Source organism: Empedobacter sp. R132-2 (genome assembly GCF_030324375.1).
Classification (GTDB): domain Bacteria; phylum Bacteroidota; class Bacteroidia; order Flavobacteriales; family Weeksellaceae; genus Empedobacter; species Empedobacter falsenii_B.
Window position 1 is genome coordinate 1 of sequence record NZ_JACAGG010000034.1, and the last position, 16843, is coordinate 16843.

14 protein-coding genes are annotated in these 16843 nt (G+C 31.4%); 5 read left to right on the forward strand and 9 right to left on the reverse strand.

Going from position 1 to position 16843, the window contains the following annotated elements; all coding sequences use genetic code 11:
- Positions 1-517: 517 nt before the first annotated feature.
- The 3 genes from HXZ69_RS12710 to HXZ69_RS12720 are packed head-to-tail and all read left to right on the forward strand — an operon-like array spanning position 518 to position 3562.
- Complete coding sequence (locus tag HXZ69_RS12710) at positions 518-1750, forward strand: hypothetical protein (RefSeq protein WP_286496201.1); 1233 nt, start codon at positions 518-520, stop codon at positions 1748-1750.
- 37 nt (positions 1751-1787) lie between these two features.
- Complete coding sequence (locus tag HXZ69_RS12715) at positions 1788-3320, forward strand: MFS transporter (RefSeq protein WP_180906341.1); 1533 nt, start codon at positions 1788-1790, stop codon at positions 3318-3320.
- Between the two features lie 14 nt (positions 3321-3334).
- Positions 3335-3562, forward strand: a complete 228-nt coding sequence (locus HXZ69_RS12720) for a DUF6814 family protein (RefSeq protein ID WP_125350389.1) — start codon at positions 3335-3337, stop codon at positions 3560-3562.
- 242 nt (positions 3563-3804) lie between these two features.
- On the opposite strand, the gene HXZ69_RS12725 is transcribed toward HXZ69_RS12720, so the two are convergent.
- The 9 genes from HXZ69_RS12725 to HXZ69_RS12765 form a co-directional block, all read right to left on the reverse strand.
- The gene (locus HXZ69_RS12725; RefSeq protein ID WP_038333657.1) at positions 3805-4536 is read right to left on the reverse strand and encodes an MBL fold metallo-hydrolase; all 732 of its coding nucleotides are present in this window, start codon (positions 4534-4536) and stop codon (positions 3805-3807) included.
- A 96-nt stretch (positions 4537-4632) separates the two neighbouring features.
- On the reverse strand, positions 4633-6795 hold the full coding sequence (locus tag HXZ69_RS12730; RefSeq protein WP_038333656.1) for a S46 family peptidase: 2163 nt from the start codon (positions 6793-6795) through the stop codon (positions 4633-4635).
- A 251-nt stretch (positions 6796-7046) separates the two neighbouring features.
- On the reverse strand, positions 7047-9233 hold the full coding sequence (locus HXZ69_RS12735) for a polyribonucleotide nucleotidyltransferase (RefSeq protein WP_038333655.1): 2187 nt from the start codon (positions 9231-9233) through the stop codon (positions 7047-7049).
- Between the two features lie 140 nt (positions 9234-9373).
- Positions 9374-9643 carry a 30S ribosomal protein S15 gene (gene rpsO, locus HXZ69_RS12740; RefSeq protein WP_038333654.1) on the reverse strand — a complete coding sequence of 90 codons (270 nt, stop codon included), beginning with the start codon at positions 9641-9643 and terminating at the stop codon, positions 9374-9376.
- Between the two features lie 311 nt (positions 9644-9954).
- On the reverse strand, positions 9955-10773 hold the full coding sequence (locus tag HXZ69_RS12745; RefSeq protein ID WP_280050084.1) for a mechanosensitive ion channel family protein: 819 nt from the start codon (positions 10771-10773) through the stop codon (positions 9955-9957).
- Between the two features lie 15 nt (positions 10774-10788).
- Positions 10789-10995, reverse strand: a complete 207-nt coding sequence (locus tag HXZ69_RS12750) for a hypothetical protein (protein ID WP_038333652.1) — start codon at positions 10993-10995, stop codon at positions 10789-10791.
- A gap of 1 nt (position 10996) precedes the next feature.
- Positions 10997-11563 carry an RNA polymerase sigma factor gene (locus tag HXZ69_RS12755; protein ID WP_038333651.1) on the reverse strand — a complete coding sequence of 189 codons (567 nt, stop codon included), beginning with the start codon at positions 11561-11563 and terminating at the stop codon, positions 10997-10999.
- A 186-nt stretch (positions 11564-11749) separates the two neighbouring features.
- Positions 11750-12034: a rhodanese-like domain-containing protein gene (locus HXZ69_RS12760; protein WP_038333764.1), complete on the reverse strand. Its 285-nt coding sequence runs from the start codon at positions 12032-12034 to the stop codon at positions 11750-11752.
- 52 nt (positions 12035-12086) lie between these two features.
- A complete protein-coding gene (locus HXZ69_RS12765) occupies positions 12087-14108 on the reverse strand; it encodes a M13 family metallopeptidase (protein WP_286496203.1) in 2022 nt (673 codons plus the stop codon).
- Positions 14109-14447: 339 nt separating this feature from the next.
- Here HXZ69_RS12765 and HXZ69_RS12770 point away from each other — a divergent pair, with 339 nt between their 5' ends.
- Together HXZ69_RS12770 and HXZ69_RS12775 are read left to right on the forward strand one after the other, a co-directional pair.
- A complete protein-coding gene (locus HXZ69_RS12770) occupies positions 14448-15404 on the forward strand; it encodes an NAD-dependent epimerase/dehydratase family protein (protein ID WP_219035143.1) in 957 nt (318 codons plus the stop codon).
- 66 nt (positions 15405-15470) lie between these two features.
- A complete protein-coding gene (locus HXZ69_RS12775; protein WP_286496205.1) occupies positions 15471-16829 on the forward strand; it encodes an acyl-CoA dehydrogenase family protein in 1359 nt (452 codons plus the stop codon).
- Positions 16830-16843: the final 14 nt, after the last annotated feature.

Sequence of the window (16843 nt, forward strand, 5' to 3'; positions counted from 1 at the left end):
GAGTACGTTTTACATAATTGCTTCTTTCTTCCATAATAACGATTTCTTTTTTGTATCGCTATTTCAGGACGGGACAACAATAAATTAAAAAAAGGTTTCGAATAAAATCGAAACCTTTTTTATGCTTTCTACTTATACTATTCTAATCAGAATAAATAATTTCAGATTATATTTTACTAAATCATAACATTTTAGAATAAATTACTTCTATATTTTATCAATTAGTCAATAATTATTTCTTGATTTAATAAATAATAAGATTATTATTGCATCTTTTTTTGATAAATTTTCTGAAATAAATCCAACTCAGATTATCAACTTAAAACTTTTCTTGACATTTTTTTAAGAAATTAAAAAAAATATTAGCGTATTATTTACACTAATAAAATAAAAAAGAAATTCTTTATCAAAAAAAGCATTATTATTATTCAATACATTATTTTAGATAAACTTAAGTCTATTAATTAAGTCAATACAAAATCACAAATAATGTACAACTAACACCATTTATTAAAAAATGAAAAAAATTTTTGTCGCAATTGCTCTACTATCCATTTTTGGAGCCACGGAATTGAAGGCTCAATATGCTTCTGAATATGACGGCGGTTTGGTCGTTAAATTAAATCCAGAAGGAAGTAAATATGTCCGATTTATTCTTTGGGGACAAACTTGGTTTCAGGATTACGAAGGAAAACACGCCAATGATGGATTTTCTATCAAACGAGCGCGCGTTCTTGCTTATTCACAAATCAATGATCGATTTATGATTTTAACACATTTTGGTGCAAATGGAATCTATGATAATAATCTTTCTCCGATGGGAAAAAGTACAGATGTATCGTTTTTCTTGCATGAAATGTTTTTACAATATAAGGTAACAAACAATTTAGCAATTGGTGCTGGAGTTCACAATTTTGGTGGAATTTCTCGTGGAAATGGTCAAGGTTCTATCAATATGTTGACCTTAGATAATAACAGAGCTGACTGGTCAACACTTGGTTTGTCTGATCAATTTTCAAATCATTTGGGAATGTTTGCAAAAGGGCGAATTGGAAAACTGAATTATCGTTTAGCATTAAGTGATGCTATTACTAATACTTTAGATGGAAACTCTTCGACAGTTTTAGAAAACGGACAAGAAAAGTATTTAGGAAAAGCGATACTTGGAGAAGGAAAATATGCGGTTTCAGGATATTTTGATTATCAATTTTTAGATCAAGAATCAAATGCTTTACCTTATCGCGTTGGAACCTATTTAGGAACTAAAAAAGTATTTAACATCGGAGCAGGATTTTTCAATCAAAGTAATGCAATTGTCAAAAAAGAAAATGATAATTTGATTGGAGAAAATGTAACTCATCTTGCTGTTGATGCTTTTTATGATGTGCCAATCGGAAAATCTTCTTCGATAACAGCTTATGCGAAATATCAAAATTCGGACATGGGCGAAAATTATGTACAAGGAAATGTTGTAGGAGATGGAAATCAGTTTTCTGGACATGTCGGGTATTTATTGCCTAAAAACATCAAAGAAGGAGAAGGAAAATTCCGTAATAGAATTCAGCCGTATGTAGGATATTCTTACAGAGATTTCAAAGGTCTAGTAAAGCCTGCAAACGAATTAAAATTAGGTGGAAACTGGTACATTGATGGTCAGAATGCTAAAATTTCTGTAGAATATCAAAAATCTTTCGATCAACCAAAACACATGGACGACATGATAACAATACAAGCAATGATATTATTATAAAAAAACACACAAGAATTAACACAAAAACACATTATTTATGAGCGAAACTGCTAACAAAAAAACAATCTGGAAAGTGATTGGTGCTTCCTCGATGGGAACGCTAATTGAATGGTATGACTTCTTTATTTTTGGAAGTTTAGCTGTTGTAATTTCTACTAAATTTTTCCCTGCTGACAATCCTACAGCTGCCTTTTTATCAACATTAGCAACATTTGCTGCTGGATTTGTTGTACGTCCATTTGGCGCGTTATTCTTTGGTCGATTAGGAGATATTATTGGTCGTAAATATACATTTATGGCAACTTTAGTATTAATGGGAGGAGCAACTTTTTTAATAGGATGTATTCCATCTTACGAATCAATTGGTTTTATCGCACCTTTATTAGTATTAATCTTACGTTTATTACAAGGTTTAGCACTTGGAGGCGAATATGGAGGTGCTGCAACATACGTAGCAGAACACGCACCAGACGGAGAAAGAGGATATTGGACTTCTTGGATACAAACCACTGCAACAGTTGGTTTATTTGTTTCGTTATTGGTTATTTTATTAACGAAAACATTATTATCAGAAGAGCAGTTTGACCTTTGGGGATGGCGAGTTCCATTTATCTTATCAATCTTAATGGTTTACGTTTCATATTTGATTCGTAAAAATATGGACGAATCGCCAGCTTTCAAAAAAGCAAAAGATGAAGGAACAACTTCTAAAAATCCTTTGAAAGAATCTTTCGGGAATCGTTACAATATGAAATTCGTTTTATTAGCACTTTTTGGAGCTGTGATGGGACAAGGAGTTGTGTGGTATACAGGTCAGTTTTACTCGATGAGTTACATGAAAACGGTGATGAATGTAGAATCTGATCAAGTAGATTCTTTGTTAGGAATTGCTTTATTATTTGGTACACCTTTCTTTGTGTTCTTTGGATGGCTGAGTGATAAAGTTGGTCGAAAATGGGTGATGTTAATCGGAATGATTGTCGCTGTATTCTCGTATCGACCAATTTACGAATCAATGTATCAAACAACAAATCTTGAAAATAAAGAAGTAATTGCAGCACAAACAATTGAAAAAGCTGAAATCAAAAATGTTGACGAAAAATCTGATTCTATTTATACAATTCAAAAATCATTTACAGATGGCACGACTTATAAACAAGTTACAACGCTTCATTTAGAAAATGGTCAAGCAAAAATTGTAGATGGAAAAGTAAGTGAAATTGTAAAAAAATCGACACATATTAATAGTGGTGATAAATGGAAATTAGTTGGATTAATTTGGATTCAAATTATTTTTATCACAATGGTTTATGGTCCAATTGCTGCGTTCTTAGTAGAAATGTTCCCTGTTAAAATTAGATATACATCGATGTCTTTGCCTTACCACGTAGGAAACGGAATTTTTGGAGGTCTTTTACCTGCTGTTTCTACTTATTTGGTAACAAATGCCAAAAACAACGGAGATCCACAGTTTTACTTAGAGGGTCTTTGGTATCCTATTGGAATTGCGGCTGTTTGTTTTATCATCGGAGCAATTTATATCAGTAATAAAGACAGAAATGTTAACTAAAAAACTAATTAGAAATGGAAACAATTAAAAAAATATTAGGAATCGTTTGGATCGCATTATCACTTGTTTTAGCCTACTTTTGTATCATGGAATTTGGAATTCCAAAATTATCATCAGGTTCGCAAGATGATTTAGTATTCGGAATTATTATTCTATTTGTCCTTACACCAATTATAGTTATTGGAATGGCACTTTTTGGATATTATGCTTTACTCGGCGAATATAGCGAAGAAAAAATGTAAAAAACTACACACGAAATCCTCAACACATGTTGGGGATTTTTTATATAAAATGTATTTTCAATAAACGTTTTTATTAAATCCATAAAAAACAAATCATAAAACGTTAATATCTTTTTAAGAGTTTTAGCATAGTTTATGTCAATTAATTTTAAAATCAACAAAGGTACTCGAAGTTAAACTGAAATATAATTCAAATACAAAAAACCTTGCAAATACAAAGCTTTTCATTTATAATATAATTTCTAAAATTGTTTTATATCTGTTCTTTTTCCGTGATAGAAAAGTATTTTCCAGTGTTCTGTTTTCGCATCAACTTCCCACCGCAAACGATCTTCCATCGCTTTTACACCATCTACATCATTCTTGAAAGCAGCATGATATTTAAAATAATTTAATTGAGGTAGATTGTCAGCTCCATAAAATACAATTTCATCATTTTCTTTGATCCAAAAAACTTGTTGAAACGGAACGTGTCCTCCTGTTACTTCGAATTTGATATTATCCGTTATATTTCCACTATCATCATTCATCCATACAATATTTTTGAATGATTTCAACTTTTCTAAACGATCATAGTTATAAGAATTATTTGTTTGAACAACCGCATAATCATACTCGCGTTGTTGAATATAAATTTTTGCTTCAGGAAAGTTACATACAAACTGATCCCCTACCCAATTTCCAATTCCGTTGATATGATCTTTATGTAAATGCGAAATCAATACTTTCGTAATTTGATTTGGATTAATATTATATTCGCGTAATTTTTTTAGAATGATAGGTTCACAATCTACTTCAGTTCCGAAACCACAATCAATCAAAATATTTTCATCTCCAATTTGTATCAAAAATGGACGAACAATAAGATTATATCCGTCAGCGGGATTTTTAACATCAATATTATCACCTAAATAATGAAACTCTTTTTTTGCATCAACATGAAAAACACCTTCTAAAAGAGGAATAACTTTCATTTACTTTTATTTTTTACAAAGGTAATTCGTTTAGATTCTCTCTACAAAAAAAGGCTTCCAAAATAGGAAGCCTTAAAAATTATTATGATTCAAATCTTATTTTACAATTGTCATTTCATCAACGATGTGTTTTGCTCCAGCAAATTTATCAACAACCCATAAAACATAACGAATATCTACAGAAATCGTACGTTGTAATTTAGGATCAAAGATAACGTCACCAGCCATTGCTTCAATGTTTCCGTCGAATGCAATACCGATTAATTCACCTTTACCATTCATTACCGGAGAACCAGAGTTACCTCCTGTAATATCATTGTTTGATAAGAAATTTACGTGTAAATATCCATCTTTATCTCCATATTGTCCATAATCTTTCGCTTTCGCTAAATCTAATAAACGTTGTGGATTTTCGAACTCTTCGTCACCTGCGATGTGTTTTGCAACTGTACCTTCTAATGTTGTGAAATAGTTAGAAGCAACATCTGGTTGACGTTTTGGATTTGTACTTTTTGGTAAATTTTGAATAGAACCGTAAGTTAAACGTAACGTAGAGTTAGCATCTGGATATAAAATATTTCCGATTTTAGACTCACGTAAACCTTTTACCAATAAACGGAAGTTTTTAGAATAAACATCATTCAATTTTGCTTGTTCATCAGTTTGCTTAGAAGCTCTTTCTACTAAAGCATTTGACAAAACATATAAAGGATCTTTTTTCAAGACTTCTACATCTGGAGAAATTAAGAAATTCTCAACTTGTTTTTGATCAGCGAAGAAACTTCTTTCAACAGCATCATTTACATAAGCTGTAAAGTTCTTGTTATTTTGCTTCGCTAAATCAGCAACATAAGGCGCTAAACCAGCTTCGCTCGCTTTAGAAGCATAAAGATTTAATTGAGCAGCCAATAAATCTTTTTCTAAAGGTAAATACATTTTTTCGTAATATGCATTGATTGCATTCTGAATTTTCGGACGCATTTCATCACGTTTTGCATCATTCGCTGCTGCATAGTTTTCTAATGCTTTTCCAATAGAATATGGCGCACTTGCTAAAGTTGAGTAACGCAATAAAATGTTGATGTAATTGTTATGACGAGCATCTAAATTTGTTTTCGCATAATAATTATTCAAATTCGAAACAACATCACCATATTCGGCTTTGTTTGCTCCTTTTTGAGCCCATTTATTGAATTTTTCTTCTTCTTTTGTTTTCTTCGCAACAGTTCCGTGAAGTTTTAAAGCTTCGATCATTCCATCACGATTTTTCCAATAGTTCGCAACTCCAGCATATTTAGAAGCATAATCAATATTTACTTTTTGATTTTGCTCCATATATTTTTTCATTTGATCCATTGTCACTTTAGAAGCTTCAACCCATGCAGGATAAGCGTACTCTACATTTTGAGCAACACCTTGCGCTGGCATCCAACGATTTGTACGACCTGGATAACCTAAAATCATAGCGAAATCATTTGGTTGATATCCTTTTAAAGAAACTGGTAAATGATGTTTTGGTTGCAACGGAACATTGCTTGTAGAATAAGCTGCAGGATTTCCATCTTTGTCACCATATACGCGGAACATAGAGAAATCTCCTGTGTGACGTGGCCATTCCCAGTTATCTGTATCTCCACCATATTTTCCAATAGAACTTGGAGGTGTTCCTACTAAACGTACATCCTCATAGTCTTGGTAAACAAAATAGTAATATTCATTTCCTTGGAAGAATGAACGAACAGAAACAACATATTTTCCGTTTTCACTGTTCTCTTTTTCAATTTTTGCAATCTCTTGGTTAATCGCTTTTTCACGATCTAACTCAGACATTTTATCATTTACAACACCTAAAATACGTTTAGAAACATCATCCATACGAACGAAGAAACGTACTTTTAAGCTTTTTGGTTTTAACTCAGCAGCTTTATCTTTCGCCCAAAAACCATCTTTTAAGTAATCATGTTCTGGAGCAGATAATTCAGCAATAGCACCATAACCACAGTGGTGATTTGTCAAAACTAAACCTTGTCCAGAAACCATTTCAGCAGTACATCCACCACCAAATTGTACAATAGCATCTTTTAAAGAGTTATTGTTGATACTATAAATTTCTTCTGAAGTTAATTGTAAACCTTGTTTTTGCATATCACGGTGATTCAGACGCTCGATGAACATCAAAAACCACATTCCTTCGTCAGCTTTCACTTTAAAAGGAAAAAGCATAACCACTAAAAGCGTGGATAATAAAAATTTTTTCATTATTTGTTTGTCTTCAATTTTACGAATTGCTAAAATAATTGATTATCTGAAGTTCTCCTAATCTTTAAGTATTTAATAAAGTTTTACTGAGGTTTTATTGTTAAAAAAAGATTATTTTTATTTAATTAACACAAAATTTGAATCGTGAAAGTAAAAATTAAAATCATTAATCTACTTTAGGTTATGATTGGTTTTATAGAACAAAAAAATCCGAGAAAATCTCGGACTTTTTACTTTATATCAAAACTTAATTAAGCTTCTTTATTATCTTGAGGTTTATCCTCTTTTTTCTCTGCTGATTTAGCAGGTTTTTCTGTTCTCTCTGGTTTTGGCAACAAAGCTTTACGAGATAATTTCATTTTCTTTTTATCATCGTAACCTAAGAATTTAACATCAATTTTATCACCGATGTTTACAGAATCTTCAACTTTTTCAAGACGTCTGTGCTCTAATTCAGAAATGTGAACTAAACCTTCAACTCCTTTTGCAATCTCTACAAACGCTCCAAATGGTTTGATAGATTTTACAACTGAATGATATGTTTCACCAACTTCTGGAACGAAAGCAATTTGTTTGATTCTTTCTACAACACGATCGATGTTTTCTTGAATCACACCATTGATTTCTACACGTCCTGTTGTATCTAACTCAGTAATTGCAATAACTGTTTCAGTTTCTTTTTGCATTTCTTGAATTACTTTTCCTCCAGGTCCGATTACTGCTCCAATGAATTCTTTAGGAATTTCAATTACAACAACTTTTGGTGCATTTGGTTTCAATTGTGGACGAGGTGCTGGTAAAGTTTCTAATAATTTACCTAAAATGTGCTCACGACCTTCTTTTGCTTGTAACAAAGCTGTTTCCATGATTTCCATAGATAAACCTTGTACTTTAATATCCATTTGACAAGCTGTGATACCGTCTGCAGTTCCTGTTACTTTAAAGTCCATATCTCCTAAGTGATCTTCATCTCCTAAGATATCAGACAATACTGTAAATTTCCCTGATTTAGTATCTGTGATTAACCCCATTGCAATACCTGAAACTGGTTTCTTCATTTGTAAACCAGAGTCCATAATTGCTAATGTTCCTGCACAAACTGTTGCCATAGAAGAAGAACCGTTAGATTCTAATACTTCAGAAACAATACGAACTGTATAAGGACAATCGTCAGGTAACATTTGCGCTAAAGCACGTTGTGCTAAGTTTCCGTGACCAACTTCACGACGAGAAGTTCCTCTTAATGGACGAGCTTCACCTGTTGAGAATGGAGGGAAATTATAGTGTAAAAAGAATTTTTCGTCGAAGTTTGTTACAACTCCATCAACCATATTAGCATCTTTAGAAGAACCTAAAGTTACTGTAGCTAATGCTTGAGTTTCCCCACGTGTGAAGATTGCAGAACCATGAGTTGATGGTAAATAATCAACTTCTGTCCAAATTGGACGAATCGTTTTTGGATCACGTCCATCTAAACGAATTCCTTCGTTTAAGATTAATTGACGTACAGCTTCTTTTTGTACATCGTGGAAGTAAATGTGAGCAAAAGGAGTTACACGAGCTAACTCTTCTTCATCTCCTTCGTATTGAGCTAAGAAATCTGCTTCAACTTGAGCAAATTTATCACCTCTTTCGTGTTTATCAGATGGGTGTTTAGCGATATCATAAAATTTATCATATCCATAAGCCCATACTTTTTCGCGAATTTCTTCGTCGTGTGTTTCGTGGCTATATTCACGTTTTGGTAAAGATTTACCTACTTTCGCTGCTAAACTTTCTTGTGCTTCAATTTGTTTTTTAATCTCAGCATGAGCAAATTCAATTGCGTCTAACATTTCACGTTCAGAAATTTCGCTCATCTCCCCTTCTACCATTACAACAGAATCTTTAGAAGCACCAACCATAATGTCGATATCTGCTTGGTCTAATTGTTCTTTTGAAGGATTAATCATTAACTCACCATTCAAACGAATAACGCGAGCTTCTGAAATTAATGTGAAAGGAATATCTGTAATTGCAATGGCTGCTGATGCAGCTAAACCAGCTAAAGCTTCTGGCATTACATTTTTGTCGTAAGAAATAAGTGAGATCATGACCTGAACCTCAGCATGAAAGTCTTCTGGAAACATTGGGCGTAAAACACGGTCTACAAGACGCATTGTTAATACTTCATCATCTGATGGTTTTGCTTCTCTTCTGAAGAAATTCCCTGGGATGCGTCCTGCAGCGTAAAATTTTTCTCTATAATCTACTGTTAAAGGTAAAAAATCTACACCTGGATTTGCTTCTTTGTTTGCTACAACTGTAGCTAATAACATGGTGTCGCCCATGCGTACAACCACAGATCCGTCAGCTTGTTTTGCTAATTTCCCTGTTTCGATTGTAATTTCTCTTCCGTCTGAAAGAGTAATTTTTTCTGTGATCGCCTGTGGAATCATTCGTCTTCTTAGTATTTAATTCGTCTAAAGTTAAAGCCGTTTGCTTTAACTGCATTATATAAAGATAAATATCTTATTTTAATTTATAACAAAAAAAAAGGCAATTTCTACGTAATTGCCCTTTTATATTGTGTTTAAAATTACTTACGTAATCCTAATTCAGCGATAATCGCACGGTATCTTGTGATATCTTTTTTCTTTAAGTAGTTTAATAACGCTTTACGCTTACCAACTAACATAACTAATGATCTTTCTGTATTAAAATCTTTGTGATTTTTTTTCAAGTGACCAGTTAAGTGGTTAATTCTGTAAGTGAATAATGCGATTTGCCCTTCTGCAGATCCTGTATCTGTTGCAGATTTACCATGCTTTGCGAATAATTCGCTTTTTACTTCTGATGTTAAGTACATGCCAATATTATTTAATAATTATTATGTAATGAGGTGCAAATGTACAACTATTATATGAAATAATAAACTTTGTACAAAAATAAAAGTGACCGATTGGTTAATTCGGTCACTTTTTAAAAATTTGGTTTAGTTTGATTTAGATAGATAATAGAAAGTGATGTTTTAATTTCTACTAAATCAGATAGGTTTGTTAGTTGTAAAAGACTTGCTTTCACGATTTTTGGTTGGTAGGTTAAAAGTCGGCTTAGTTTTTTAATAAGTAATTAATAGGTTGGTTAATAATTATTAAAAATAGGTTTGGGTAGGTAAGATTAATCTTCTATAATTCGTATTTTTTTATTCGTGATAACTTTTATCGGATACACAATTTTTTCATTTTCTGTTTGTATTGTCATACATATATTATTAATTGCAATTATCACGCCTTTTGTCTCATCTTCTATGATTACTTTTTGTCCAATTTCAAAATTCCTATTTGTGTAAAACGACAATAATAATCTATAAATAATATCTTTAGAACCTAATCCAAATGCAATTGCCAATGTCAAAAATATTGATCCTAAAATTAATGACAGATTATTTGTAATTAGCTCTGTATTAACACCTGCTTGATTTAATGAAGTAATTATCGTAAAAATAAGGATGATATAAAAAATGATATTACTAATAATATTTGCTCCGTTTAAATCAATTGATTTAATTAAACTTCTTAAAAAAGTTTTGATATAGTTAGCCAAATAAAATCCTCCAGCAAATATTAACACTGCACTAAAAAATTGTGGCAGATAATCTACAATTCTTCCTATTTGGTTAGAAACGACTGTTAATCCAAAAATATCAGATCCTATAATAATGATTAACAAAATAATAAACAATCGTACAAATTGTAAAATAATCTTAGAAGGATCTATTTCAATAGAGGAGTTTTTCAACGCTTCACTGTTGTTTAAAGCATTTTTTAATTTATCTATCTTAGATAATTTTAATATGTACTTAGTCAATATTAGAATCAATCTTAGCAAGATATATGACAGGATAATGAATATAATACCTCCTACAACTTTAGGAAAAACGAGTACCATTTCTTGATATAAACTTTCTAACAAGCTAAAATTTAAACCTATATTCATATAATCTATTTATAGTTAACCTTCTTTATCTTTTTTGTTCGGTTTGTTAGTTGATTTTTTTCCGATTCCGAAGAAATTTCCAATTGTGCTTGGATATTTTACTGAAACCAAATCGGCTACCTCCAACGATAATTTTATTAAAGCAACATCATCCATAACTTTTTGTTTTATTGTTTCTGGAAGCTTTTCATTGGCTAGTATAGTCTTAAAAGGATTTTCCATTTTACAAAGCGTTATAAATTTTTAGTAAACGATTTTTTGCTCTATTCAATCTCATCTTAGTTGCACTTTCTCCAATCTCTAAAGTTTCTGAAATTTCTTTGATTGAAAATTCATCTTGATATTTCATGAGTAATATAGATTTCTCTTCGACATCCAACTCCTTTAGGGACTGCGTTAGTTTTTCGATTTTTAATTCAAAAATTTCTTTGTCATCAATAATTTCATCATTATAGTTATCAACCAAATCATCCGTTACCGAATAATTTTTTCTTTCTTCTTTTATCTTTCGTTGCACATGATTGACACAAAAATTATATGTAAAAGAATATAACCAAGTAGAGAATTTAGATTTTGATTGATATGTTTTCAGTTTTACAAACAACTTTACAAATATATCGTGCGTCATATCTTGTGCCTCAGCTTGATCCTCTACAAAACTCAAACATTTATTATATACCGTATGTGCATACCTATCATACAATATACCGAACAAATGCTGATTTTTTGTTTCGACAATCTTATACACCAAAATGTCATCTGCAATATTTTCTATAGAATCTTTTGACATTTTAACTGCTTACATTTAATATGACACACCTATTCTTATTTGGTCACTCATTTTTTTAGCTTTTTTTATCAAAAAAAATTAAATAATTTTAATTTAATCGAATATCTATTTAAAATACAATAATATACAAAAAAAACCGACAAATAAAAATTTATCGGTTTTTTATGAATAATAATTAATTACGAATTATTTCTCCAAAACATCTAAGACATCTTGAAAACCTCCTCCATTAAAAATTTCGTCTACACCTTGCGCTTGCAAATATTGTGCAGCTTGACCTGAACGGTTACCGCTTCTACAAAAAACTACTATAGGTCTTGACATTGCTTTAAATTCCTCTACTCTTGTAGGAACTTCTCCTAATGGAATATTGATTGCATTTGGAACAAATCCATCTGTATCCAATTCAAAAGGCTCGCGAACATCTACTAATGTTACATTAGCATTGTTTATTGCTTCAACTGTTGTCATTTTAATAATTCTATTTCTATTTTTTATCCAATCAATAATTTTGCCAAGCATCTTACCAAATTCTAATACGGTCTTTTGGTGCTTTGTACAATTTATCTCCTGGTTTTGTTTTAAACGCATCATGGAACGCATCGATATTAACAATAGGTCCAAAAGAACGGTAATATCCAGGAGAATGTGGATCTGTTTTCACTTGATTTACTAAAGCTTCGTCAGTCGCTTTTGTTCTCCAAATAGTTGCCCAAGATAAGAAGAAACGTTGTTGCGGAGTATATCCATCTATGTTTCCGTAAGTTCCTTTATCTTTTAAATACATTTGCAAAGCATCAAAAGCAACAGAAGCTCCTCCTAAATCTCCAATATTTTCTCCAGATGTAAAAATTCCATTTACATGTGTTCCTGCTACTGGTTCGTAAGCATCATATTGTCTTGCTAAAGCACCTGTTGCTGCTTTAAATTTTTCTTCATCTTGAGGTGTCCACCAGTTCACTAAATTTCCATCTCCGTCAAATTTAGCTCCCGAATCATCAAATCCATGAGAAATTTCGTGACCAATAACTGCTCCAATTCCTCCAAAGTTTACAGCTGCATCTGCTCTATAATCATAGAATGGTGCTTGTAAAATTGCTGCTGGGAATACAATTTCGTTATTTGTTGGATTAAAATAAGCATTAACTGTTTGTGGAGACATTCCCCAACGTGTTTTATCTACTGGTTTTCCAAAATCTTTCAAATTATCTTGGAATCTCCATTGACTGTAAGCTAAATTATTTTCAATTAAAGATCCTCCATTTTTAATTGATTTAACTTTAAATCCTGAATAATCTTTCCATTTATCAGGGTAACCAATTTTAACCGTAAATTTATTTAACTTTTCAATTGCTTTTACTTTTGTATCCTTTGACATCCACTCTAAATTATTGATGTGCATATCAAACGATTTAAATAAATAACTAATCAATTCTTGCGCTTTTGCTTTTGCCTCTGGTGGAAAATTATCTTTCACATAAATTTGTCCTAATAACTCACCAACTGTTCCATTTACATAAGCCAAACCTCTTTTATCTAAAGCTCTTTGTTCTTTTTGACCAGATAATTTTTTACCATAGAAGTCAAAATTAATTTTTTCTAATTCAGTTGTAGAAGAATTAGAAAAAGAATCAATCAATTTGAATTTCAAATAATCTTTGATGATTGGTAAATTCTCTTGATTTATGATTTTATCTAAATTTTTGTAATAATCTAATTCACGGATGATTACTTTGTCAGGATTAATTCCGAAAGACTTTACAAACTTCACTACATCAACATTCTTAGAAAAAGCTCCTGCTTCCGATAATGTTACTAAATTATAAGATTTATTTGGATCACGGCTTTCTTCAACAGTTTTGATATATTTTGCCATCATTTTCTCGAAAGCAACAATTTTTGGTCCTTTTAAATCACGAGTTTTAGATCCTGTAAAAGGAAAAACTTGATCGATATATTGATTTAAGTTAGCTAAAGTTTCAGTATTTTTGGCATCCTCTTTTTGGTAATATGTTTTACCTAAAGTTAATCCAACACTTCCTAAATAAACAGCATTTTGCGTACTATTTTTCATATCAGTATAAACAGAAACACCATAAAATGGATTCTCTCCAATTGGAGTAACTTCTGTTAAATACGCTTGTAAATCTGTCAAATTTTTGATTGCATCAATTTGCTTAAAATATTTCTGAATTGGAGCAATTCCTGTTTTATTTCTAGCTTCCATGTTTGTGTAAGCTGAGTATAAGTCAGAAATTTTTTGTTCATTAGAATCTTGAGCATATTTATTATTCAATAAATCTTTTACCAATTTCAAAGAAACCTTATCTGTATTCTCTCTCAATTCATCGAAACTTCCCCATCTTGCTCTATCAGATGGAATTTCTGTAATTTTCATCCAATTACCATTTACATAATTATATAAATCATCTTGTGGACGAACAGACTTATCCATATAATTTGGATTAAAAGCCTGATATGATTCTTGCGCAATTGCTAAAACAGAAGTACATGCAAATGCAGCAACAAATAGTTGTTTTTTCATATTTCTACTAAGTATTTTTGATATGATATGTCGAAATTAATACGACCTTTGTTACAAATTTACTAAATAAAGTATTAATTATTCGTGCAATTTTTGACACTTTTGAAGAGGAAGATTAACATTTTTAAAACTTTCAAACCAAAACTCTTTATCATTTAAGATATTTTATATTGTAAAAAGCTTATTAAAACAGAAAATTTTTCTATATATATCATTCCATATTTATATATTTAACAAAAAACAATCGATTTCTTTATTAATATCTAAATATTATTTTACTATATCCATATTCAATAGAAAATCTTTAAATTTGGAACCAAACAAAAGTAACTTTTTAAGATGGAAACCAATACGATTTTGATCACCGGCGCTTTAGGACAAATTGGTTCTGAATTGGCTGAGAAATTAAAAACCATTCATGGAAAAAATAATGTAATTATTTCTGATATACGTGATCCTAAAGATGTTGATTACGACGGAATTTACGAAGTAATTGACGTAATGGATGCTGATCGAATAAAAGAAGTCATTGCAAAACACAATATTAAAACTGTTTATCATTTAGCGGCTCTACTTTCTGGTACAGCTGAAAAAAATCCAATGTTTGGTTGGAAATTAAACATGGACACTTTGCTTACTTTCCTTGAATTAGCGAAAGATAAAGTAATCGATAAAATCTTTTGGCCTTCTTCTATTGGTGTTTTTGGTCCAGATACACCAAAAGACAATACACCACAAAATACAATTCAAACTCCTTCTACAGTTTATGGCATTTCCAAATTGTCAGGAGAATATTGGTGCAAATGGTACCAACAAAATCATAATGTAGACGTTCGTTCTGTTCGCTTTCCTGGTCTTATTTCTTGGAAAACTCCTGCTGGAGGTGGAACTACAGATTATGCAGTTGATATTTATTACAAAGCAATTGAAGATGGAAAATATACTTCTTTCTTGAAAGAAGGAACTTATTTACCAATGTTGTATATGGATGATGCAATAAATGCCATTATTGAATTAATGTCTGCTGATCCAAAACAATTAGGTGAATTTAAATCTTATAATTTAGGAGGTTTAAGCTTCGCACCAGAACATTTAGCAGCAGAAATCAAAAAACATATTCCAAATTTCACAATCGATTATGCACCAGATTTCCGTCAAGCTATTGCAGATTCTTGGCCGTCTTCTATCGATGATTCTGTTGCAAAAGCAGATTGGGGATTTGAACCAAAATTTGATATCGATAAAATGACAACTACAATGTTAGACAATTTGAAAATAAAATTAGGTAAAGCTTAATTTTTTCTTACAATACAATATTTTAGGAATGCTCTTTGATAATTTTTGGTTAAAAAACCACAAAATATGTCAGGAGCATTTTCTAATTTAAAAAATATCGTCCATCTACTAAAATCTGTTAATTTAGAGCAATTAAATAAAATTTCTCAAAAAGTAGATTTACCTCTTTTAATGGAAAACTTTTCTAAACTTGATGATAAACAACTTCAAGGAATGATGAAAATGTTAAATCCAAATAAAAAACACAAAGAACTTCCTCCAATTGATGGTGATTTCTACGATGTTTTTCACACTTTAACTCCAGAACAGCGTGAATTACAATTAAAAGTAAGAGCTTTTATGGAAAAAGAAGTTAAACCAATTGTTAATGATTATTGGCTTCGCGATCAATTTCCTTTTGAATTAATTCCAAAATTTAAAGAACTCAACATTTGTGGCGTCACTTATGATGGTTATGGTTGTCCAAATTTACCTTTTATTATGGAAGGCGTTTTGGCTATGGAAATGGCTCGTGTAGATGCTTCGATTGCAACTTTTTTTGGCGTACAATCTGGTTTGTCTATGGGATCAATTTATATGTGTGGATCGGAAGAACAAAAAGCAAAATGGTTACCACAAATGCAAAAATTTGATAAAGTTGGAGCTTTTGGATTAACTGAACCCGAAGTTGGTTCTGGTGCGGCAGGAGGTTTAACAACAACGTGTAAAAAAACAGAAGAAGGTTGGATTTTAAACGGTCAAAAGAAATGGATTGGAAATGCGACTTTTGCAGATTTAGTGATTATTTGGGCAAGGGATTTAGATGATGGTGAAGTAAAAGGTTTTATTGTCGAGAATAATAATCCTGGCTTTTCTGTAGAAAAAATTAAAGGAAAAATGGCTTTACGAATTGTTCAGAATGGCTTGATTACTCTGAAAGATTGTTTAATTACAGAAGAAAATCGTTTACAAAATGCTAATTCATTTAAAGACACGGCAAAAGTATTGCGAATGACGAGAGCTGGAGTTGCTTGGATGGCAACTGGATGCGCTCGTGGAGCATATGAAAGCGCTTTGGATTACACTCGAAATCGAAAACAATTTGGAAAACCAATTGCTTCTTTTCAAATGATACAAGGACATTTGGTAGAAATGTTATCTAATTTAACAGCAATGCAAACTTTAGTTTTTCGCTTATCTGAAATGCAAGACGAGGGAATTTTACTAGACGAACACGCATCTTTAGCTAAAGTTTTTTGTACAATGAGAACACGCGATATCGTTTCACGAGCACGAGAAGTAATGGGCGGAAATGGAATATTATTAGAGCATGACGTCGCTCGTTTTGTTGCCGACTCCGAAGCCATTTACAGCTACGAAGGCACAAAAGAAATCAATTCGCTTATTGTAGGTCGATCTATCACAGGATTTAGCGCGTTTGTATAAATAAAATTTAAAAA